Genomic DNA, 21,652 nt, shown 5'->3' with positions numbered 1-21,652 from the left:
ACGGGACGCCGCACGGGACGCCGCACGGGCCGCCGCATGGGACGCCGCATGGGACGCCGCACGGGACGCCGCACGGGAATTCCTCGCGCCCACGGTCGAGAAGCTCCAGGCGGATGCGATTCGCCTGCTCTCCGAGCAGATGATCGATGCGGCCTGACCTGCTCGATCTGCTCGACCAGGACGAACTGGACGCCGTGGACTGGTCACCCGGTGCACGCGTCCGGTTCGTCCCAACCGAAGAACTGGAGAAGGCCGCATGACCACCCTCACGTGCTGGCTCGGCCTGCACCAGTGGCGCGTCGATCACTACTCCGTGATCCGAGGATCGCGCGTCGCCTGGATCGAGCGCGTCTCCTGCGATTCATGTGGCCTGCTTCGCTCCAAGGCTGAGGTCGGTCAGTGCACGTGCGCTGTGCCTCTGGCGGTCGGTTCTCGGCCGAGGCCCTGCCCACTTCACGGGTGGTGGGGTGAATGACTGAGAAGCACCGTGACCCTGAGTATCTGAAGAACGCGCGCACCGTTCGGGCTCGGGTGCGGATGTGCTGGCGCAACGGCACTGAGGTCAGATGCTGGAGGACCGGCGCGATCATCGAGCCGGGCATGAGCTTCGACGTCGGGCACATCGAGCACGACGGCGGACACGGCATCTCGAACCTCGCACCCGAGAGCGTGAAGAGCAACCGCTCCGAAGGTGGGCGGCGAGGAGCAGCGATCACCAACGGCCGGACACCTCGGACTCTGCCGTCAGTCCGCCGCGCATCTCGCGAGGGCCTCGCGCCGTGGTGAGCCGGTCTTTTTTTGGGCGGCTGTGCAACCCCCGCCTTCGGCTCCAAGAGCAAAATCCCCCCCTGAACTGGAGAAAATCATGACGATTCCACTGCCACCCGCGGGCCTCACCTTTGTCTCGACGGATGGGGTCGCCTACGGTCTCGACAAGATCGCCGCGAACATTCTGGACCGTCGCGCCGAGAACCCGGAGGCATCCATTCGGCTGGCGATGCCTGCTCATGACCGAGCCGTCGCCGAGGCTCTGCTTCGGCTCGCGCTGTCTGTCGTTGCCGAGAACGGCGCGGGGGAGTGAGCGCGACGCCGACGCTCTCCGATCTGTGGTCGGAGGCGAACTGGCTGGAGTGGCGGTCAAAGATCGAGCACCTCGCGCCGATCCGTCTCGACGAGCTCGTGACGACCGAGCAGGGACGGGGCGAGTTCATCCAGGGTGCGCATCTGCTCCGTCTCGGTCACCGGCAGCGTGCCGGTGACATGGGGCGCGGGCCGTCGCCGATGCAGCTCATGGTTGCGGATCTCCTCGGTGCCGGCCGCTTCATGAACGTGATCTTCGAGCCGCGTCGATCGACGAAGACGACGGCTGTGCAGGCGGTGATGCTCGGTCGGTGCTGGTCGCGGGAGGACTACACGATCGGGTGGACGATGTTCACGACGGGCTTCAAGGCAGGGCAGCGGTTCCGTGAGGACATCGTGAAGCACCTCGACAAGTTGTGGCCAGAGCGCACGAAGAGCCCCGTCTCGATCGGCCTGTCGAAGGGTGGGGAGCAGCTCCTCTTCCGCGACACCGGGTCGCTGCTCCTCGTCGGCACCCCGAACGGCGACATGTTCCGCTCGGGCGGCTTCGACATGGCCTTCGGTGATGAGGGCGGCGAGGCGGACATCGAGCAGGGCGAGGATGTGAACCGCGCCGTGATCCCGACGATGGACACGAAGCCGGGTGCACAGTTCGTCATCGCGGGGACTGGGGCGAAGTACCGCACCGGCCAGCTCCTGTGGGAGAGTCTGCACGATGACGAGGCCGCGGTTCTCTGGCACGGCATCCCCGAGACGGTCGACCGCGCCGAGCTGGTGTCGTGGGAGCCGGACATGGTGCATCCGAAGACGGGCGCGACGGGTGGCCGGATGCGGGAGTGGATCGAGAAGACACACCCCGGCCTCGGCTTCACGACACTCACAGATGCGCCGAAGCGATCCTTCGACAAGTTCCCGCTCGATGACTTCCTGATCGAGTACGGCGGGCAGTTCGGCACCGAGGGCGCGGCGGATGTCGCGCTCGCGCCGTCGCTGATCGACCGCGCGCTCCGCAAGCTGGCGTTCCCCGAATCCGTCCCGGCGCGCTTCTCCGCGGCCCTCAAGGTGCACCACCTCGGCACGGCGTCATCGCTCGCGGTTGCATGGGACTACGACGAGCCCGGCGACCTCGTGACCGAGGCGCTGGAGATCGCCGGGGAGGAGATGCCGAAACGCAAGCGGGCAGTCGCGATGTGGCACTGGCAGGAGGGGCACACGGGCGCTGAGCGTGAGGTGCTGATCCGCCTCCGCCGCTCACCGACCACGCTCTGGTACGACGCGTACGGGTACACCGAGACTGTCGCGACGAAGCTCGCGAAGACGAAGCCGCGCCCCACCATGAAGCCGACTAAGCCCGCCGACATCCCGCGGTCCACTGCCGGATTCATCAAGGCGCTGGACGACGACGATCTCGTGATCTTCGCGCACCCGCAGCTCGAAGCGGCGTTGCGCCGGGCCAAGCGGCAGAAGTTCGGCAACTACGGAACATTCCGGTTCGGGCCGCCCGACGCCGACCCCGAGTTCGACGTGTCGCCGCTCGAGGCGGTCGCGCTCGCGCTGCACTTCCTCGATGAAGCCCCGACCACCGTGAAGCCATCCTCCGTGTTCGACATGGGTGAGGAGTAAGACCATGACCCGACCCAAGATGATCCGCCGCGAGAAGTCGCCGCTCGGAGTGACCATTACCTGCACCGGGTGCCCGCACTGGAAGGCCTTCGCGCTGTCGATGGGCGAGGCCCACGCGAGCGCCGGGGGACACGAGGCCCGCGTACACCCGGGCGACTACCGTGCGCGCAACGCCGCGGCGATGTTCGCCGCGCGACACGCCGTACGTGCCAGGAATGTGTAAGGTCGGCTCCACGCTCTGAGACGTGGGAATCTTCTCCAGAGCAATCGACCGGGCGTATAAGCCCGCCGCATCCATGCCGATCGCGGTCGCATCGCCGTGGCAGCCGACGGACTCGATGACGCAGGTCACCGTCGACCAGCTCATCGCATCCGAGATGCGAGAGGGAAACCTGCTCCCGGTCACGCGTGACGTCGCGCTCCGCGTTCCCGGTATCAAGCGGGCGCACGGCGTGCACTGCGCGATGTTCGCCGAGATCTCATTCCGACAAACCGATGCCGCCGGCCAGCCGGTCGACCAGCAGCCCGAGTGGCTCACGAACTCGCAGACCGGCGTCTCGCCGTACCACCGCAAGTTCGGCATCGCCTCTGACCTCTTCATGAACGGGTGGGCGGCGCTCGCGTTCAACGCCGACATGACCGACTCTCTCCACGTTCCATTCGGGGCGTGGTGGATTGAGCGCGGAGAGGACGGAATCGGTCACGTCCGCGTCGACGAGGGAATCGTGCCCGCTGCCTTCCGTGATCGCGTCGTCGCGATCCCTCTCGGGTACGGCGAGAACGGTCTCCTAGTCGATGGCATCGACACCGTCCGCGAGGCCCGTCTCATCGAGCAGGCATACATGGATCGCCTGGAGAACCCGATCCCGCTCACCATTCTCGGCATCCCGCGCGATGTCTGGGAGTCCTGGACTCCCGAAGAGCGCAAGGAGTACCGCGACCAGTACGCGGCGGCGCGCAAAGCAGGCAACGGATCTGTCGCGCTGAAGGTCGCCGAATTCCCCGTCGACTTCCCAGGCGAGACCGCCGCCGACCTCTACGAGTCCGGCCGCAACGCTGTCCGCCTCGACATCGCCAACCACACCGGAAGCCCCGCCAGCCTCATCGAGGGCGTGCGCCAGGGTGGCAGCGGCGGCGGTACCGAGATGCGCTACCAGGGCGTCGGCGAAGGTGGCGCATCCCGTTCCGACCTCTGGGAGTTCGGACTCGCCAAGCGCTTCATGAACGCATTCGAGGCCCGGCTCTCGCTCGACGACGTGAGCCCCGCAGGCCTGTCGATCCGTGGCGACCGCTCCCACGCGCTCGCCATTCCCACCCCGACCAGCAACCCCGCAAGTGAGGCCTGACCATGAATGAACCCGTCATCATCGACGCCGGCACGCTGACCTTCAACGAGGAGGACATGAGCGCGACCGGCCTCCTCGTCCCCTTCGGCGTCAAATGCCGATCCAACCTCGGCGAGTTCGAGGTTGGTCCCGGCGTCTTCACACTCCCCGAGGACACCCTCGGCGCGTCCCTCAACGTCGAGCACCAGCGCGAAGACGTCGTCGGCGGCATCGCCAAGACGTGGGAGCAGCCCGAGGGCGTCATGGGCACCTTCAAGTTCGCCAACACGAAGGACGGCCGGAAGGCCTTCGGTGACGCGAAGTCGGGCGAGCGGAAGCACCTTTCCGCCGAGGTCGCAAAGGTTGCGATCCAGAACGGCAAGGCTATCGCCGGTCGCCTGTTCGCTGCCGCCGTCGTGAAGCGACCGGCATTCGAGGGCGCGACCCTCCTCGCCGCCGAGGACACGGGCGACGGGTCCGAGCTTCTCGACAAGCGCGGCTTCGACGCCGTCGTTCCAGACAGCGGCGTGCTCGAACTGCACACCGACGCGCTTCCCGTATCCATCGCGATCGAGCCCGCCGAGGGCGACGTCGTCACTTACACCCCCGAAGCCGCCCCGGCCGAGGTCAACACAGAAGGAGGGTCCACCGTGACCGCAACAGCAATCGAGCCGGGCCAGGCTACGACGCCCGTCGCTGGCATCTCGTCCACCCTGCTCGCAGGAGCACCCAACGCCCCGGTGGACGCCATCACCAAGGCGTACGAGCTGGGATCGATCTTCGCCGCCATGGCGACGGTCAAGACCCCCGGCAACCTGGAGGGCGATTACGCGGCAGCGCAGACGCTCCTCGCTGAGCTCTCCGACATCAAGGTGCAGACGAACGGCGGGCTCACCACCGCTGCATCGGGCGTCATCCAGCCTGCCTGGGTCGGGCAGCTCTGGCAGGGCAAGAAGTACGTCCGCCGCTTCATCGACCTCGCCACACACGTCTATGGCGGCATCAACGTTGCAGGGCGCAAGGGCTTCAAGATCGACCAGGGGACCGCCCTCGTCCAGCACTGGAACGGCAACAAGTCCGATGTGCCCTCGGGCACTGCGAGCACCAGCACCACCGCCGCCACCCGACGCGCCTACGGCTACGCCGCCGACATCGCCCGTGAGTTCTGGGATCTCGAAGGCGGTCAGGAAGTCATCGAGGCCTTCATGCAGGGTGTCGTCGACTCCTACGCCAAGATCACCGACCTCGACGCTCTGCAGGACATCCTCGGCTACGCGTCGGGGACGGTCGCAACGACCGGCATCATCACCGCCGACGGATCGCGCATCGTCGAGCCCGTCGCGGCGGACTACCCCGCCGAGTACTCGCTTGCCATGGGCATGGTCATCGACTCGATCGACGCCGTCACCGACGCCGACGACGACCCCGGCTTCGTGCTCGTCAACCGCGCCGCATGGCGGCAGCTCCGCTTCACGCCGAAGGACAAGGTTCCCGAGTACGTGAAGTTCGCCGTCAAGGGATCCGGCGAGGCCGACGCCGACCAGGTGATCGTCAAGCGTGCACCCGACACCGCGTTCGACGCGGCGGGCTTCGACAACACCGAACCCGCTGTCGTGTCGTCGTCCAAGACCGGCATCGAGTTCCGTGAGCAGGGCGAGACGCCGATCCGTCTCGACGCGCTCAACATCGCCAAGGGAGGCATCGACAAGGCCGTCATCGGGTACCTGGAGACCTTCCCGGTGCGCGCCGAAGCGACCTCTGCCCTCGGCACCAAGAAGGCCTGAGAGGTTCGGGAGCGTAGGACATGACCGCTTGGTACAGCACCACCGATCAGGAACGCCTCACGGGTGCGTGGGAAGACGTGCCGATCGAGGACGATGAGACGTGCGGCTTCCTGCTGGAGACCGCCCGCATCCAGGTGCTGGCCTACGCTCCCGCGTCCGCCACGCTCGGCTCGGCGGTCGAGGACGCGCTTGCACGGTTCGGGGTATCCCAGCACCTCGACGCAGTGCTCGCGCTCCTCGACGCTGAGCCGACGGACCCGCCGTTCAACTACGTGTTCGCGCAGCTCCGCCAGGCACAGAACCTGTGGAATGCCGGACGGGTGACCTCGACCGGCGAGATGGGTGACGGGCAGTTCACGTTCACGCCTCGGCCGCTCGATAAGACCATCCGCGGCATCATCCGCCCGACGGATGGGAAGCCCGATGTCTACTGAGACCGTCCGCGAGTACATCGTCAATCAGATTGCCCCGCGCCTCCCGACCGATTGGAAGGTTGAGCCGGGCATCCCCACGCTTGGCACGCTGTCGAAGCCGGTTCTCTGGGTGGAGTACACGGCGTTCGAACCGTTCGCCGAAGCGCCGCTGTCGAAGATCAAGGCTTCCGCCGACCTCTGCATCGCGACGAACAAGACCGACGTGCGTAAGGGCGAAGACGAGGCCGACGAGAGCGTCGCCGAACTCTATGAGGCCGTCATCGTCTCGAACACGTTCTACAGCATCACCGCTCGCAAGGCCGTCTTCAACGACGCCTATGTCGGGTGGCGGATGTCCATCGAAGTCATCACCACCAATCCCGCCGCGTCGCCGGCACCCGCAACCGAGGAGTAACCGCTCATGCCTCAGATCGAAGTCAAGCCCATCGTCCTCCGGGACTGCCTCCTCCGCGTCGCGACCGCCGACTACGAGAAGCACGTCTCCGGCATCACCATCACCCCGGCCACCGGGTCGACGACCTGGAACGGCCTCGACCCCGACTCCTCGTTCACGTTCCCCACCGCGACCACCTGGGGTGCGCAGCTCGACTACGCGCAGGATTGGGAGACCCCGGACTCCCTCGCGATGTTCCTGTACGAGCACGAGGGCGAGACGGTCACCATGCTCTTTGAGCCGGTCAAGGGCGGCCTCGGGTGGCAGATCGAGGCCGTCATCGTTCCAGGCTCCATCGGCGGCGCTGTGAATGCCGTGGCGACGTCCTCCGTCACCCTCGGCGTGAACGGTCGACCGACGCCCGTTCCCGTGGTCTGAGCGGCGAATCGCCATGCGCCTGGATGTGCGCCGAAGCCCGGCGCTGACCGCGCTCATCCAGGTGCTCGCGACGATCCCGAACGAGGTCGCCAAGGAGAACCGCAAACGCACGAAGGCTGTCGTCGTACCCGAGTGGAAGAAGGGCCTCGCCGAGCGGGCACCCGGTGAACGTATCTTCCATGAGCGGCTTGTGTCGCCGTCCACCGCGTACGTCTCCGACCGCAACGTCAAGCTCATCGGTGGTGCGAACGGCAAGTTCCCCCGTGAAACCGAGTTCGGCGCTTACCGCGAGGAGGTCGCCGAATACACCGGCCGGCGCAACGGCACTTCATTCCCCGTCAAGCGGCGCGCTCAGCGCCAGTTCTGGCACTTCCAGAAGTCCGGTCGCGTCGTGTGGCCGACCGCCTCCGACCTAATCCCACGCATCGCGTCCCTGTGGATTCAGACCACGATCCGCACCGTGCACGAGAGCATCGAGAAGGGAACACGCTGACATGGCAGGTAGCAGCCGGTTCGAGATTGACGGAGTTCTCAACGCGTCGGGCATCGCGAAGGGCGCGAAGGACGGACAGAAGGCGCTGGCCGACCTCGAAGAGGCCGTTGGTGACGTTGCTGACGAATCGGGGAAGGCCGGCGGTCAGGTCGATTCGTTCGCGTCGAAGCTCGTCGATGCGGCGCGCAAGGCGGGCAAGTCTGACGACGACATCAAGGACTCGCTCCGCACGATGGGCCTCTCGGCGAAGCAGGCCGAGCGTGCCGTCGACGGCCTAGAAGGCTCACTCGAGAGCGCCCAGAAGGAAGCGAAGCAGCTCGGAGACGCCGCCGACGATGTGGGCGACAAGGCGCAGCGGGGCATGGAACGCGCCGAAGAGGGCGTGAAGGACTTCAAGCAAGAAGCCCAGCAGTCCGCCCGCGAGACCGCCGCATCGTTCGACGGCTCGTTCGAATCGATCGCGGATCTCGCTCAAGAGGTGGCCGCGAACGCCTTCTCAGGATTCGGGCCCGCCGGTACCGCGGCGGGTCTCGCCGTCGCATTGGGTCTCGGCGTCGCTGTCGATCAGTTCAACAAGATTGACGAGGCATCCAAGGATGCGCTCCAGTCAGCGTATGACTTCGCCTATGGGATTGGTGCCGCGTTCGACGCGGCCGACAAGGTGCGGGCGGTCGAGAGCTGGACCAGCGACCAGGAGAAGTACAAGCAGGTTCTGGATCTCACCGTCTCATCCGGGTGGGACCAGGTAGACGTGATCGACGCGCTCGTCGAGGGCGGCGACAAACTCGACGGGCTCACCAAAGCTTATGCCGACGGTGCCCAAGCGGCAGGACTAACAATCGGTCGACAGCAGGAGCTTGACGCCATTCTCCCGTCAGTCCAGAAGGGCCTCGATGAGGGCGCCCGGGCGGCGCAGGCGCAGGCGGAGTACCTCTTCAAGCTCGCTCAAGAGGCGGGCACCGCAACCGGCGAAGTGGACGCTCTGGGAAACGCCATTGTGAAACTCCCAGGTGACAAGGAAGTCGCGGTCAATGCCGACACTGCGACGGCGACGACGGACATCCAGCGAGTTGGGGATGCGGCGAACAACGTCCCGGACGCAGAAATCAACGCGCGAGTCAACGGCCTGAGCCAGGTCCGGGTCGATCTCGACGCCCTGACCAGGCCGCGCACTGTGTCGGTTACGGCGAAGCTCAACTCGCAGTTCGCTCAGAGCATGGGGTGGAACCGATGACCACGATCACGCACGCATCCGGGACGATTGTTCCCACCGTCGTCGATGGGTACGAAGCCTCGATCGAGGCCCGTTCGATCGTTCACAACGTGATGGGTCGCACCGACCCGGACATCACGTTGCGCCCGGCAGGGATGCGCACCGGCACGCTCTCGCTCGTGTTCGCATCGCGTGCCGCCGGCTGGGCCGCTCTCGCAGCGCTCTGCATCCCGCAGGTGCTCACCCTCACCGACGCCGACGTGCCCGAAGTCGGAATGTCATTCGTCGTCGCCGGCGGCGCGATCAAGCACAGCCTCGATGACGAGACGCGAGACGTGTGGATTCTCGGAGTGCCGTTCCAAGAGGTGCTGACGTGACCGCAGTCTCCAAGCACACTTATACCGCCCGCGTCCTGGACGTGGCTGGCGATATCGTCCTGTCGCTCGACAAGGAGAGCGCGGGCAGCGTAGGTCTTGACGCGTCGCGCATCCCACACGTCGAGGGTGATATTACGGTCGCCGTTAAAGATCCGATGCTCCTGGCGAAGCTCGACCCGCGAGACTCCCGCCGCGTCGTGATCGATGTGGATGCAGTCCTCAGTGCGGCGGTGAGCCGGTCTTTCGATCTGGGTATCCGGGTGGCGAAGCCGGATCGGGCCGGGTCGAAGGTGACGCTGACTCTCGCGTCCGATGAGGCGCTCCTGGGCGACTTCGCGCAGCTGGTGGATGATGGCACGCCCCGCACCTATCAGGCTTCCTTGCGGGCGGTCTGTGACTACGTGCTTGGCCGCGTCGGTGGGCTTGCCCCGAACCGTGCGCAGAATCCGCGCGGTTCGACGACCGCACTATGGTCGGCGGCGCAGTCTGGCGGCTCCCCGACACTCGCCGCGACGACGACGGTAGGGCTGAACGTCGGCGGCGAGGGCATCGATACCTTCCTCCGCGCGCAGTCCACCACGACGAGCACGTTCATCGACATCCGCGGCACCGCCGCGAACAACCTCCTCGTGGCACCGTTGGGCACCGCGATCACCGTGTCCGCGTGGGTGCGTCCATCGTCGATCACGGCACCTGCGGGGCGCGTCTACGCGCAGCAGTACGACGCGGGCGGTGTGCTGCTCGGCACGTCCGATATGGTCGCGGCCGTCACGTCCGGGCAGTTCACGCGAGTGTCGGCGACGGTGGCACGGTTGCCGCTCGCGGTGCGCGTGGTCCCGATCTTCCGCATCACTGGAACCATCCCCGTCGGTGGGCGTCTGGACGCGACCGGGTTTGTGACGGAGCAGACCAGCAGGCTCGGCCCGTACCGCGACTTCATGCTCGCGTCGGGCTCGGAGGATGCGAACGTGACGGCCTTTTGGCCGATCACGAACCTGATCACGAATCCGTCTATCGAGGTCAATGCGGACGGGTGGACGGCCGGGACCAACGCGTCGGCGGTGTCGCGTCAGCCGGTGACGTTCGATCCACCGTCCGGTTTCGGGCTCCGCTGGACGACGAACGCGGCAGGCATCAGCTACGCCGACTATGCCGCCGCGGCGGGTATCCGTGTCACCGGCGGACGCTGGTACGTGCTCGCCGGTCACATGATCTGCAGCGTCGCCTCGACGGTCCACGCGCGCGTGCACTTCAAGGATCAACAGGGCGTGACGATCGCGCAGGTGACCGGCGCAGCTCTCGCCGTGGCGGGTTCCGCGTGGAGCCGCCCGTTCGTGATCGCTCGAGCTCCCGCCGCCGCGACCAGCGCGAGCGTGCACTTCGGCTACCAGGCCACCGCCGCCGGCCAACAGCCGTATGTGGACGCCGCGATGTTCTACGAGGGCAATGAGGTTGTGCCGTACTTCGACGGCGCGACCGCCGACACCACGGCGTATGACTTCGCATGGTCGGCCGCAGCGCACGCGTCGGCGTCGTCGCGCACCCCGACGGTCGAGCGTCCGCCCGAGTCGCTCGTGTGGCGTGCCGGTGTCTCGGGGATGGCGTTCCTGGAACCGCTGCTCAAAGCGGCAGGGCTCCGCCTGGTGTGTGACGAGCGGCGGCGGTGGACGCTCCGCAATAGCGACTATCGCGCCGACGGGAACCAGACCTACCGGCACGCGGTGAACATCGAGTCCGCCGACGAAACCCTCAGCCGCGAGGACGACGCGTGGTTCGACGGTGCCGTGTACGAATACGTCTGGACCGACCGCGACGGCATCGAGCAACGCCGCATCGACACGTTCGCACTCACCGCCAACCCCACGAAGGTGATCCAGGTCGAGGTGCCCGATACGCCCTACCCCGGGCCTGGCCGCGCCGAGAGCATCGTCCGCCGCGCACAGGGCCGCGGACGCACCGTGAGCGCGTCCGCGATCCCGACATGGACCGAACGCACCGACCAGACCCTCAGCGTGCTCCTGGAGGGCACACCGATTCAGACGGGCATCGCCGAATCAGTGCGGTTCGACTTCGACACAGACACCGTGACCGTCACGTCACGCACGACCGACACACCCGCCGCTGCATGGATTCTCGTCCCTGTGGGAGAGCGCTGGATCGACTCGCCTGTGGGCGGGACATGGAAGAACGAGGTGATTTGAATGCCCGAATCCTATGTAGGCAACGAAGGAACCGCCGCCGCCGCAGACGGAATGACCGTCCTGGATGGCACCGAGGACCGTCGCACAGGGTGGCTCGCGATCAACAAGGCGCGCGACTACATCGTGTCGAAGTGCGCCGCCGCGCTCACCGCGGCGAAGGCGTACACCGATCAGAAGGTCGCCGCGATCTCGCTCACCTGGAACGCGATCAGCGGGAAGCCTTCGAGCTTCCCGCCGTCCGCTCACACGCACACGTCGCTCGACGCGGGCGGCGGTATGCGGTTCGGTGAGACCAGCGGACAGTGGGCGACCTCGCAGACGATCTACACCGGCGCGAACGTGTCGGTCGGCGGTCACGTCATCGTCCCCAACGCGACGCCCGCCACGTCCGGTTACGCGGTCGCGTACATCAACGGTGACGGTCGGCTCGCGAAGAACGCATCGTCTGAGCGGTACAAGAAGTACATCAGCGCGCTCGACCCGGCCAGCCTCGGCGACATCTGGCCGACGCTCAGCCGCTACCAGATGCGCCACGGGGACGGCTCCTGGAAGTTCGGCTACATCGCCGAGCGCCTGGCTGAGCACCCCGACCAGGAACCGTTCGTTGTCTATGCATACGAGACCGACGCGGACGGCAAGACGGTTGTGACCGACCAGCCCGACAGCATCGACTTCATCGCCCTCCTCATGGCACAGAACGCGCAGCTCCACCAAGCCGTCGATCTCCTCGCGCAGCGCCTCGACGCCCTGGAGGAACGATGAGCGCGCTGGACATCATCCCACTTCCCGGGCAGCCCGGGAAGTGGGGCCGGCGCGTCCTCGTCGAAGCGTGGATCGAGGCCGGTTCGCCACCCGTGAACGACGGCGGCGCGGGCCGGCTCTACGACCTCCAGAAGTACTTCTGGGACGGATGGGCAGACCGCCTCCCCGGCTTCAACCCCGCCGACAACCCCGACGACGAAAGCCAACGTCTCGCACACGTTCGCTTCGGCGCCCTCGACATCACCCCCACACCGGAGCGCGTCCGCCGCCTCGAGGCCGCAGGACTCATCCGCCCCTACAGCTATGAGCCCTGGCACTTCGAACTCCCCAACATCCGCAAGTACAGCATCGTCCGCGCACTCCCCGCATCCGCCACCGGCAGCGCGGGCACACAGGAAGGAATCATCATGGCCGAAGCCATCGTCTCCGCCCCCAATGGCGTTGTCGTCCACCTCCGCACCGGAGGCAAGACGAACTTCACCAAGCCCGGCGAGTACAACACGTTCCGCGATCAGGTCGCGTTCCTCCGCGACGCGGGAGCGACCGACCTCATGCCGCTCCCGCCGCTGGACAAGGTGCCAAAGATCACCTGGGACACCTTCAATTTCCTCTGCGCCTACCTCGGCGCGCCCAACAAGTAGACCCCGGAGAATCACGTGAACAAGCAGACTGTCTTCCTCATCATCTCGATCCTCGCCGGCCTCGGCCTCGTGGGCGTCGTCCTGCTGCTCCTCTTCAAGCCCGACGCGACCGCCACGCTCACGAACTTCCTGTTCACCCTGCTCTCGCTGCTCGCCGGGTTCGGTGGACTCGCCGCGATGCAAGCGCAGCAGAACAAGGAGATCGCGACGATCAAAACGAACACGAACGGGACGCTCTCACGAAAGGACGAGGAGATCGCCGAGCTCCGAACGTTGCTCGCCAAACACGCTCCTCAGGCGCTAGTGGACGCCGCCGAGACTGGGCCGATCAACGTCAGCGGAATGCTTCGCCGCGACCTCGAATAGGGGCTAGGCACGGTTCTTCTCGAGCAGCACTCGCACGCCGCTCAGAACCAGGGCAGCGGCTAGAACTGGCGCGAGGGCTCCGACGGCAATCGAGAGGCCGGTGGTATCGACGATTCCGGACACTGTGGTGCTCGACGCCGCTGCGAGTGCGCCGAGCACCAATGTGGCGATGGCCAGCACTCCCGAAAGCGCCCATGCTGCCAGTTCGAATGGTGTCGTCTTGTTCATGCCGCGAGCTTAGCGGCACTTCTCCCGGACGTCGTGGGCACCTCGCGCGTCGCGAGTGAGCCGATGCCTTCGGTCTTCCGGCGTTCGCTGACCTGAGTGTAGATCTGCGTCGTCGAGAGGTTCTCGTGTGCGAGCAGCTCCTGCACGACGCGGATGTCGACGCCCTCCTCGACGAGATCGCATCCGAACGAGTGGCGAAGCGAGTGTGGCGTGAGCTTCTCATCGGTGATCCCGGCTCGCTTCTTGGCCTTCGTGATGAGGTCGGTGACGGATGTCGAGTGGATGTGTCCCTCGCGGCCGAGCCGAGCCGGGAACCAGTAGTCGTCGCGTGGCATCGTGAGCGCGAGCGCCGCGATCACTGGGTGCAGCGGGAAGCGAACTTCCTTGGTGCCCTTCACGATCGCGCGGATGCGGTTGCTGAGAAGGTCGATGTCGTGGCCGTGCACGGCGGCGATCGACGACACGCGGAACCCCTGGTAATAGCCGAGAAGGATCATTGCGCGGGTCTTCGAGTAAGAGCCGGCCGCGAGCATGGCGTCGATCTGCTCGGCGCTGAACGGGCGCGGTTTGCCTTTCGGTACGCGCACGACGGGGAGCTTGGTCGCCGGGTTGTCGGGGCGCAGACCTTCCTCGTGGAGGAACGTGTAGAAGGCGAGCAGCGCGCCGCGCTCGGTGCGCCTCGTGCCCGCGCTCACGGGCTCGTCGCGGCCGATGTAGCGGCGGAGGGTGAACACGTCGCACTCGACCAGCATTCCGGTCTTCCGCGCGAACGTGGTGAGGATGCTCCGCCGGTTGCGTATTGTCGTCACGGCGAGATTCTGCGCGCGCTGGTAGTCGACGAACATTTCGAGTGCGGCGGTGTCTTGGAACTGCATGGTTACTCCCTCGGTAGAGGCCCCCTCAGAGCCTGTTCTCTGACCGTATGGATTGGCGCGATGCCGCCGCGACGACCAACGCGCCCAGGAATCACGGCGATTCACTGAGCGCGTCGTTCACGCGGGCGTGAGGTGGCTACGGTGTAGCGCTCGGCGCGTATCCGCAGACCTCGCACGTCTGCGTCGTCTCGTGAAAACCGACCTGTCCGCAGCGGTTGCAGTAGCGAACATCGAGTTGCGCCGCTGCATCTGCGAGCCAGCCGTATCCTTGGGTGCGATCTACAGTCATGATGCTCGGGCCCCGAAGAGGTCGATGACCGGGGCGAAGCGCCGGGACTCCACCGTGGATGTCGTCGGTTCGATCCCGGCAGGGCCCACCACAGAAGCCTTACGGTGGCGGAGGAGGATGACCGACTCGCCCCGTGCCCTCCGGCTTGGCCACACATCCTCATAGCCGACGAGGGGCTGAGTCCTCTTGCGCCAACGGGCCATCCGCGGGAATGTGGTGCTCGAGGGCGCTCGTCGCCTCCTCGATCCGTCTCTTCGCCAAGGAAGGCAGCCATGTCGCGAGACGCAGGTGTGCGAGTGTCCCGGAACGGGGGAGCGATCGTGCTCGCCTTCGCCGTCCTATTGGCCAGCGGTTGTGCCGGAACTGCGGACGATGCCACGTCGACGGATGATCCGGAGGGTGCGGTCACCCGCCCGGCAGCTCCCGAAGGCGAGCTTTCCGCTGAGCTCCAGGATCAACTGCGCAGTGCGCTCGACCAGGTGATGAGCGAGTACGACGTGCCGGGCGCCGCCGCTGGAGTCTGGATTCCGGGCCAGGGCTCATGGACGACCGCGGCCGGCGTCGCAGACCTCGACGGCGACGTCCCGGTGACGGTCGATATGACGTGGCCCATCCGAAGCATCACCAAGTCGTACACGGTCACGCTTCTGCTGCAATTGGTCGATGAAGGCGAGATCGGCCTCGACGACACCATCGATCAGTACGTCGACGGGATCACCGACGGCGACACGATCACGCTGCTCGAGCTCGCGAACATGTCCAGCGGCAACGCCGACTACATCAACCAGGAGTTCCTCGACGACTTCTCCGCCGACCCCACCAAGATCTACACGATCAGCGAGCTGAACAGCTTCATCGTCGGAGAGCCGGCGCAGTTCGCACCCGGTACCGAGTACATCTACACGAACGCGAACACGAACCTGCTCGGTGCCGTGATCGAGAAGGTCACCGGCAAGGAGTATGCAGAGGTGCTGGACGAGCGCATCCTCACTCCGCTCGGACAGACCGGAACCGCGTACGTCACCGACCCTGCGGAGTGGAGAGTTCCGCACGCCGTCGGCTACATCGCCGCGGAGGGTGTGCGGGAAGCGCAGACCGAGACCCCCTCGATCCTGGGTGCGGCCGGCGCGATGTTCTCGACGCTCGACGACGGGCGCGTGTGGGCCGAGATGCTGGGCACCGGTGCTCTGCTCACCCCCGACACTCAGAAGCTGCGGCTGATCGGCCATCCGATTCCCCGCCCGCCGTACGACGAGTATGCCGTGGGCATCGGTGAGACCGGCGGGTGGTGGGGGCACAACGGCGAGGGGATCGGCTTCACGGCTGCGACGTTCCACGACCCGGACTCCGGCGCGAGCATCGTCGTGTACATGAATGAGTCGAACATCCCCGAGGCGCATCCGGCCGATGCTGCGTTCCGCGCCCTCGCGGCGGTCCTCGACGTGTCCGCGGGCGGATGAAGCCGGGCCGTCCACATGCACTGTCGTCTCCTGTGCGACGCGACACGCACACCCTGGCGAGCGTCGCGTCGTAGACCTAGGCTCCCCGCATGGGACTTCTGACTTTCAGCATCAACGTCACCGTCGACGGCTGCGTGGATCACCAGGAAGGGATCGCCGACGACGAGACCCACGCCTTCTTCACCCGCCTCCTGCGGGAGTCAGGTGCGATGCTCTGGGGCCGCACGACCTACGAGATGATGGAGGTCTACTGGCCAGCGGTCGCGCGCGGTGATGTGGAGGCGCCGCCGGCACTGCAGGAGTGGGCGGTCGCGCTCGATGCCAAGCCGAAGTACGTCGTGTCATCCACGCGCGAGGTCTTCTCATGGACGAACAGCCATCGGCTCACCGGTGACCTCCGTGCGAGCGTGCAGAGACTTAAGGACGAGACGCCGGACGGCGTCCTCCTCGGAAGCGGCATGCTCGCCACCGAACTCGATCGGCTGGGCCTGATCGACGAGTACCGGTTCCTCGTCCACCCCCGGATCGCCGGCCACGGCCCGACGCTGTATCAGCGAGGGCTGCCGGGCACTCGTCGGCTCGACCTCGTCTCGGCTACGCCGCTGCGCAACGGGGTGATCGCGACGCACTACCGGCGCGCAGACTGAACCCGACCTTCCTGACGACGTCGCGGCGCGTACGCTGGAGCGCACGACTCGAATCGACCATCGGAAACGGGGCTCTCAGACATGGCGGGACGCATCGTCATCAGCGGGGCATCGGGCCTCATCGGCTCCGCCCTCGCCTCATCCCTCCGTGCCGACGATGTCGAGGTCACCACGCTCGTGCGGCGTGCCCCACGGTCGGACGACGAAGTGCAGTGGGCACCGGGGGAGAGCGTGCTCGACCCCGAGGTGCTGACCGGAGCCGACGCGGTCGTCGCGCTCGGAGGCGCCAGCGTCGGGCGTCTGCCCTGGACACGCGGCTATCGCCGTGAGCTCGTCGATTCGCGTCTGCAGGCGACGCGTACGCTCACGACGGCTCTGCGGGCTCTGCGCTCCGACGCTCCGGCCCTCGTCTCGGCATCCGCCGTCGGGTACTACGGCTCCGCGCCCGGCGAGGTACTCACCGAGGATTCCGCTGCAGGGCAGACCTTCCTGGCCGATTTGACCGTGCGATGGGAGGCCGAGGCCCGACAAGCGGAAGACCACACCAGGGTCGCGCTGCTCCGCACCGCCCCGGTCATCCACCGGCGCGGCGTCCTCAAGCCGCTCATCCAGCTGACCCGATTCGGTGTCTCCGGGCCACTCGGTCGAGGAACTCAGATCTGGCCGTGGATCTCCCTCGACGATGAGGTTCGAGCGATTCGCCATGTGCTCGACAGGAAGATCGCCGGGCCCGTGAACCTCACCGGCCCCACGTCGGCCTCCGCGAATGAGATCGGCCGAGCCCTCGCGGCGCATATGCATCGCCCGTTCTGGCTGCCAGCTCCGACGTGGGCGTTGCGATTCGCTCTCGGCGACGCGGCGGACTCGCTGTTGCTGCCGGACGCAGATGTGCAACCGCAGGTGCTGGAGAACTCGGGATTCCGGTTCACCCACGCCACCGTGACCGAGGCCATCGCGTCAGCGCTCTGACTTTGTTCCGGTGAGGCCCCTCCCGAATCGGGACCCTCCACTGCAAGACTGAGCGCATGGAGATCATCGAGAACTCGAAGCTCACGGTCGTCGGCGCGGGAAGCGTGGGATCGAGCGTCGCGTACGCCGCTCTCATCCGAGGATCGGCTCGCCACGTGGCCCTCTACGACATCGCGACCGAGAAGGTCGAGGCGGAGGTTCTCGACCTCGCCCACGGCACGCAGTTCACGGGCTCCAGCGACATCATCGGCGGCAGCGACATCTCCGTGGCGGCGGGTTCGCACGTCGTGGTGATCACCGCGGGCGCGAAGCAGAAGCCCGGCCAGACGCGGATCGAGCTCGCCGAGGTGAACGCGGGCATCATCCGCAGCATGATGCCCGACCTGCTCGAGGTCGCCCCGAACGCGATCTATGTGATCGTGACGAACCCGTGCGACGTGCTCACGGTCATCGCGCAGGAGGAGACGGGTCTTCCACCCGAGCGGATCTTCGCCTCCGGGACGGTGCTCGACACCTCGCGGTTGCGGTGGAAGCTCGGACAGCGCGCCGGCGTCTCGACCGCCAGCGTCCATGCGCACATCATCGGTGAGCACGGCGACACCGAGTTCCCGCTCTGGTCTCGCGCGACGATCGGCACCGTGCCGATCCTCGAGTGGGAGACTCCCGGCCACCCCCGCTTCACTCTCGACGAGCTGCAGGAGATCGCGGTCGACGTGCGCGACGCCGCGTACAAGGTCATCCAGGGCAAGGGCGCGACCAACTACGCGATCGGACTGTCGAGTGCGCGCATCGTGGAGGCGATCCTGAGTGACGAGCATGCCGTGATGCCGGTGAGCACCGTGTTGCGGGACTTCCACGGGGTCGACGGCGTGGCCCTTTCGGTGCCGTCGATCGTGAGCGCCACGGGCGCCGTGCCGATCCGGAACACCTCGTTCTCAGAGAACGAGCTGGCGCTGCTGCGACAGTCGGCCGACGCGCTCACAGCGGCGGCGGCATCACTGCGTCCCTGAGCGGGGTGCCGGTGCGGATCCGACACCCCGCCCCGGATCAACGCCCGTGCGGGTCCGTGCCGTTCAGCGTGGCGACGACCTGGTCGTAGTCGCCTCGGACCTCGGCGTAGCGGAGGAACTTCACACGCTCGACCTGGATCTCGGTCGCGTCGGGCTGTGTCTCGATCAGCGCCATGACCTCATCGATGAACTCGTCGAGCGGCATGGCCGACTCGTTGTCTTCGTGTCCGGGCATGAGAGGTGTGCGAACGGCCGGTGGCTCCAGCTCGAGCACCGACACGCTGCTGCCTTCGAACTGCAACCGCAGGGACTCGCTGAGCAGATGGATCGCTGCCTTGCTGGCGTTGTAGGTCGGCGTCACCCGCAGCGGTGCGAACGCAAGACCCGAAGAGACCGTCATGATCGTCGCATCCGGTTGTGCACGCAGGTGCTCGATGAAGGCAGCGATCAGCCGGATCGGCCCGAGGATGTTCGTGGTGACGGTCTCCTCTGCGGTGGACAGGAAGCCCGCTGGAGTGCTCCAGTCCTCAGCGCGCATGACACCGGCCATCGTGATGAGCACGTTCAGCTCAGGGTGCTCGGAGATGACGGCTCGGGAGGCCTCGTCGATGCTGTCCGCGTCGGTCGTGTCGATCCGCACCGTGTGGATGCCGGGATGCTCAGTCGCGATCGCCGTGAGACGGTCCTCGCGACGCCCGCCCACGATGACGGTGTTGCCACGGTCCTGCAGACGCAAGGCCATGGCGAGTCCGATGCCACTCGTCGCGCCCGGGATGAAGATGGTGTTTCCGCTGATGTTCATGCCCCCAGCCTCGGCCCTTCACCACTGGCGCTCCAGAGACCGGTCATCCAGGGATCGGCGGTCCCTGGAACGTGCACCCGGGGCGGGGGATACTTCAGGAGTGGATCGTGATGCATTGGCCGAATTCCTCCTCCGTCGGCGCGAGGCGCTGAGGCCCTCCGACGTCGGGCTCTCGGCCGGGCCGCGGCGTCGCACCGCAGGGCTCCGCAGAGAAGAGGTGGCGCAGTTGGCCACCATGTCGACGGACTACTACACCCGCCTGGAGCAGCGGCGGGGCCCCCAGCCGAGCGTGCAGATCCTCGCCTCTCTCGCGCGGGCGTTGCGTCTGACCGAAGACGAGCGCGACTACCTCTTCCGCCTCTGCGGCCACAGCGCCCCCGACCGGGCCCACGTGACCGAGTACGTGCGCCCTGGCATCCTCCGTGTACTCGACCGATTGCACGACACCCCGGCTTTCGTCGTCTCCGTGCTGGACGAGGTCCTCGTGCAGAACGACGCCTCTCGCGCGCTCGTCGGCGACTCGAGCGCGCTCACCGGGCTCGATCGCAGCGGCATCTACCGCTGGTTCGCCTATCCCGACGTCGAACGGCGTCGATATCGGGAGGCCGACCACGCGCGACAGGCCCGCGCGCTCGTGGGTTCGCTGCGCGCCGCGCACGGAGTCATGGGCGCCCGCTCCAGGGCGGGGGAGATCGTCACCGCGTTGACCGCCCGAAGCCCGGAGTTCGTCGAGCTGTGGGATGCGCACGAGGTGAGTCGCCGATTCGAGCAGCACAAGGTGATGGTGCACCCCGAGCTGGGCGAGATCGAAGTCGACTGTCAGGCCCTCTTCACCGAGGACGAGTCGCACGCGCTGATCGTGCTCACCGCCGCGCCTGGAAGCGAATCGGCGAGCAAACTCGAGTTCCTACGGGTGCTCGGAACGCAGAACGTCTGACGCGGATCGGCGTCAGGACTCCTCATGGGTTCGCGGATCGGCGTCGAACAGGCGTCCATCCGGGCGTCCGAGTGCGGTGATCGCCGCGACCTCTGCATCGTCGAGCGCGATCTCCGCTGCTGCGAGGTTCGCCACCTGGTGCTCGAGGGATGAAGCCTTGGGGATCGAGACCGTGCCTCGGGCGACGTGCCAGGCCAGGACCGTCTGTGCTGTCGTGATACCGCGGGCGGCGGCGATGTCGTGGATCACCGCTTCGTCGAAGAGCTCCTTCGCGCGTCCCAGCGGGCTCCACGCCTCGGTCAGGATGCCGCGCTCACGGTGATAGGCGAGCTGCTCCTCCTGAGGGAAGAACGGGTGCACCTCGATCTGGTTGACGACGGGCCGGACCCCGGTCTCCTGCTCGATGCGCTCCAGGTGCTCCGGGAGGAAGTTCGAGACGCCGATCTGCCTGACGACGCCGCGTGCCTGGGCGTCGACGAGCGCGGCCCATGCCTCGACGTACTCGTCCTGGATCGGGTTCGGCCAGTGGATGAGGTGCAGATCCGTCACGTCGAGACCGAGACGGGAGCGGCTCTCCTCGATGCTCGTGGTTGCCTTCGCCGAGGGATGATGGCGCCCGGGGAGCTTCGTGGTGACGATGATCTCGGGGCGCGCGACATCGGCAGCGGCGATTCCATGGCCGACAGAGCCCTCGTTCTCGTAGTTGAACGCCGTGTCGACCAGGCGATAGCCCGCGCCGATACCGCCGGCGACGGCTTCTGCTCCGGCATCGCCGTTGAGACCGTAGGTGCCGAGGCCGATGGCCGGGAGGGCGAACCCGTTGTGGGCGGTGAACGAGGGGACGACGGGCTGAGTGGTCACGGTGCTCCTTCTGGCCTTTTCGTCGAGCGTACGCTGAAGGGATGACAACGGAGACGGAGAAGGCGCTGGATGACGTCGTGATCGCGGACGAGGACCGCTGCCCGTGTTCGTCCGGGGACGTGTTCGGAGGATGCTGCCGACCGCTGCTCGATGGTGCACCTGCTCCGACGGCGGAGCGTCTGATGCGCTCGCGCTACACCGCCTTCGCCCTCCAGGACGCGGTGCACCTCCTGCGCACCTGGCACCCGACGACGCGGCCGGAGTCTCTCGACTTCGAGCCGGACTTCGAGTGGCGGCGGCTGCTCGTGCTCGATCGCGTGGCCGGAGGGCCCTTCGACCGCGATGGTGTCGTGGAGTTCGAGGCGTTCTGGCGTCAGGGGACGGATCGTGGCTCCCTGCATGAGCGCAGCCGCTTCGTGCGGGAAGACCGCCACTGGTACTACGTCGACGGCGACGTGCACTGA

26 protein-coding genes are annotated in these 21,652 nt (G+C 66.7%); 22 read left to right on the top strand and 4 right to left on the bottom strand.

Annotated features, from left to right (window positions below):
- The first annotated feature begins 471 nt into the window (after window positions 1–471).
- The 16 genes from CQ040_RS02820 to CQ040_RS02740 all read left to right on the top strand — a co-directional run bounded on the left by CQ040_RS02820 (window position 472) and on the right by CQ040_RS02740 (window position 13,110).
- Window positions 472–786, top strand: a complete 315-nt coding sequence (locus tag CQ040_RS02820) for a hypothetical protein (RefSeq protein ID WP_105525877.1) — start codon at window positions 472–474, stop codon at window positions 784–786.
- Between the two features lie 79 nt (window positions 787–865).
- Window positions 866–1,081: a hypothetical protein gene (locus CQ040_RS02815; RefSeq protein ID WP_105525878.1), complete on the top strand. Its 216-nt coding sequence runs from the start codon at window positions 866–868 to the stop codon at window positions 1,079–1,081.
- The gene (locus CQ040_RS02810; protein WP_105525879.1) at window positions 1,078–2,703 is read left to right on the top strand and encodes a hypothetical protein; all 1,626 of its coding nucleotides are present in this window, start codon (window positions 1,078–1,080) and stop codon (window positions 2,701–2,703) included. The genes CQ040_RS02815 and CQ040_RS02810 overlap by 4 nt, the downstream gene beginning before the upstream one ends.
- Window positions 2,704–2,707: 4 nt before the next feature.
- Window positions 2,708–2,926, top strand: coding sequence for a hypothetical protein (locus tag CQ040_RS20410; RefSeq protein WP_146113846.1), 219 nt, complete (start codon window positions 2,708–2,710; stop codon window positions 2,924–2,926).
- 22 nt (window positions 2,927–2,948) lie between these two features.
- Window positions 2,949–4,049, top strand: a complete 1,101-nt coding sequence (locus CQ040_RS02800; protein WP_146113847.1) for a hypothetical protein — start codon at window positions 2,949–2,951, stop codon at window positions 4,047–4,049.
- Window positions 4,050–4,051: 2 nt separating this feature from the next.
- Window positions 4,052–5,812, top strand: coding sequence for a hypothetical protein (locus CQ040_RS02790; protein ID WP_146113848.1), 1,761 nt, complete (start codon window positions 4,052–4,054; stop codon window positions 5,810–5,812).
- 20 nt (window positions 5,813–5,832) lie between these two features.
- Window positions 5,833–6,246: a hypothetical protein gene (locus tag CQ040_RS02785; RefSeq protein ID WP_105525884.1), complete on the top strand. Its 414-nt coding sequence runs from the start codon at window positions 5,833–5,835 to the stop codon at window positions 6,244–6,246.
- On the top strand, window positions 6,236–6,640 hold the full coding sequence (locus CQ040_RS02780) for a hypothetical protein (RefSeq protein ID WP_105525885.1): 405 nt from the start codon (window positions 6,236–6,238) through the stop codon (window positions 6,638–6,640). The genes CQ040_RS02785 and CQ040_RS02780 overlap by 11 nt, the downstream gene beginning before the upstream one ends.
- Window positions 6,641–6,646: 6 nt before the next feature.
- Window positions 6,647–7,057 carry a hypothetical protein gene (locus CQ040_RS02775; RefSeq protein WP_105525886.1) on the top strand — a complete coding sequence of 137 codons (411 nt, stop codon included), beginning with the start codon at window positions 6,647–6,649 and terminating at the stop codon, window positions 7,055–7,057.
- Window positions 7,058–7,070: 13 nt separating this feature from the next.
- Window positions 7,071–7,550: a hypothetical protein gene (locus tag CQ040_RS02770; protein ID WP_105525887.1), complete on the top strand. Its 480-nt coding sequence runs from the start codon at window positions 7,071–7,073 to the stop codon at window positions 7,548–7,550.
- Between the two features lies 1 nt (window position 7,551).
- The gene (locus tag CQ040_RS02765) at window positions 7,552–8,784 is read left to right on the top strand and encodes a hypothetical protein (RefSeq protein WP_105525888.1); all 1,233 of its coding nucleotides are present in this window, start codon (window positions 7,552–7,554) and stop codon (window positions 8,782–8,784) included.
- Window positions 8,781–9,140, top strand: a complete 360-nt coding sequence (locus CQ040_RS02760; protein ID WP_105525889.1) for a hypothetical protein — start codon at window positions 8,781–8,783, stop codon at window positions 9,138–9,140. The genes CQ040_RS02765 and CQ040_RS02760 overlap by 4 nt, the downstream gene beginning before the upstream one ends.
- Complete coding sequence (locus tag CQ040_RS02755; RefSeq protein ID WP_146113849.1) at window positions 9,137–11,341, top strand: hypothetical protein; 2,205 nt, start codon at window positions 9,137–9,139, stop codon at window positions 11,339–11,341. Before CQ040_RS02760 ends, CQ040_RS02755 begins: the two co-directional genes overlap by 4 nt.
- Window positions 11,342–12,103, top strand: a complete 762-nt coding sequence (locus tag CQ040_RS02750) for a hypothetical protein (RefSeq protein ID WP_105525891.1) — start codon at window positions 11,342–11,344, stop codon at window positions 12,101–12,103. It begins immediately after the preceding gene.
- Window positions 12,100–12,744 (top strand): Lrp/AsnC family transcriptional regulator, encoded by a 645-nt coding sequence (locus tag CQ040_RS02745; protein WP_105525892.1) that lies wholly within the window; start codon window positions 12,100–12,102, stop codon window positions 12,742–12,744. The genes CQ040_RS02750 and CQ040_RS02745 overlap by 4 nt, the downstream gene beginning before the upstream one ends.
- 15 nt (window positions 12,745–12,759) lie before the next feature.
- Window positions 12,760–13,110: a hypothetical protein gene (locus tag CQ040_RS02740; RefSeq protein ID WP_105525893.1), complete on the top strand. Its 351-nt coding sequence runs from the start codon at window positions 12,760–12,762 to the stop codon at window positions 13,108–13,110.
- A gap of 3 nt (window positions 13,111–13,113) precedes the next feature.
- Here the strand turns inward: CQ040_RS02740 and CQ040_RS02735 are convergent, their stop codons facing one another.
- Both CQ040_RS02735 and CQ040_RS02730 read right to left on the bottom strand, forming a co-directional pair.
- The gene (locus tag CQ040_RS02735; protein ID WP_105525894.1) at window positions 13,114–13,338 is read right to left on the bottom strand and encodes a hypothetical protein; all 225 of its coding nucleotides are present in this window, start codon (window positions 13,336–13,338) and stop codon (window positions 13,114–13,116) included.
- Window positions 13,335–14,213, bottom strand: coding sequence for a tyrosine-type recombinase/integrase (locus CQ040_RS02730; protein ID WP_105525895.1), 879 nt, complete (start codon window positions 14,211–14,213; stop codon window positions 13,335–13,337). Before CQ040_RS02730 ends, CQ040_RS02735 begins: the two co-directional genes overlap by 4 nt.
- 561 nt (window positions 14,214–14,774) lie before the next feature.
- On the opposite strand from CQ040_RS02730, the gene CQ040_RS02725 reads away from it, so the two are divergent.
- From CQ040_RS02725 to CQ040_RS02710, 4 genes are all read left to right on the top strand, one after another.
- On the top strand, window positions 14,775–15,962 hold the full coding sequence (locus CQ040_RS02725) for a serine hydrolase (protein WP_105525896.1): 1,188 nt from the start codon (window positions 14,775–14,777) through the stop codon (window positions 15,960–15,962).
- An 89-nt stretch (window positions 15,963–16,051) separates the two neighbouring features.
- Complete coding sequence (locus CQ040_RS02720) at window positions 16,052–16,609, top strand: dihydrofolate reductase family protein (RefSeq protein WP_105525897.1); 558 nt, start codon at window positions 16,052–16,054, stop codon at window positions 16,607–16,609.
- An 81-nt stretch (window positions 16,610–16,690) separates the two neighbouring features.
- Window positions 16,691–17,578: a TIGR01777 family oxidoreductase gene (locus tag CQ040_RS02715; RefSeq protein WP_105525898.1), complete on the top strand. Its 888-nt coding sequence runs from the start codon at window positions 16,691–16,693 to the stop codon at window positions 17,576–17,578.
- 56 nt (window positions 17,579–17,634) lie between these two features.
- Complete coding sequence (locus CQ040_RS02710) at window positions 17,635–18,588, top strand: L-lactate dehydrogenase (RefSeq protein WP_105525899.1); 954 nt, start codon at window positions 17,635–17,637, stop codon at window positions 18,586–18,588.
- A 37-nt stretch (window positions 18,589–18,625) separates the two neighbouring features.
- On the opposite strand, the gene CQ040_RS02705 is transcribed toward CQ040_RS02710, so the two are convergent.
- Window positions 18,626–19,390 carry an SDR family oxidoreductase gene (locus tag CQ040_RS02705; protein WP_105525900.1) on the bottom strand — a complete coding sequence of 255 codons (765 nt, stop codon included), beginning with the start codon at window positions 19,388–19,390 and terminating at the stop codon, window positions 18,626–18,628.
- Between the two features lie 100 nt (window positions 19,391–19,490).
- On the opposite strand from CQ040_RS02705, the gene CQ040_RS02700 reads away from it, so the two are divergent.
- A complete protein-coding gene (locus tag CQ040_RS02700) occupies window positions 19,491–20,327 on the top strand; it encodes a helix-turn-helix transcriptional regulator (protein WP_028501729.1) in 837 nt (278 codons plus the stop codon).
- Window positions 20,328–20,339: 12 nt separating this feature from the next.
- On the opposite strand, the gene CQ040_RS02695 is transcribed toward CQ040_RS02700, so the two are convergent.
- Window positions 20,340–21,188, bottom strand: coding sequence for an aldo/keto reductase (locus tag CQ040_RS02695; RefSeq protein ID WP_105525901.1), 849 nt, complete (start codon window positions 21,186–21,188; stop codon window positions 20,340–20,342).
- Window positions 21,189–21,229: 41 nt separating this feature from the next.
- Here CQ040_RS02695 and CQ040_RS02690 point away from each other — a divergent pair, with 41 nt between their 5' ends.
- On the top strand, window positions 21,230–21,652 hold the full coding sequence (locus tag CQ040_RS02690; RefSeq protein WP_105525902.1) for a YchJ family protein: 423 nt from the start codon (window positions 21,230–21,232) through the stop codon (window positions 21,650–21,652).

The organism is Microbacterium sp. MYb54 (assembly GCF_002979515.1).
Classification (GTDB): domain Bacteria; phylum Actinomycetota; class Actinomycetes; order Actinomycetales; family Microbacteriaceae; genus Microbacterium.
This window is presented reverse-complemented; position numbering and strand designations above follow the sequence as displayed.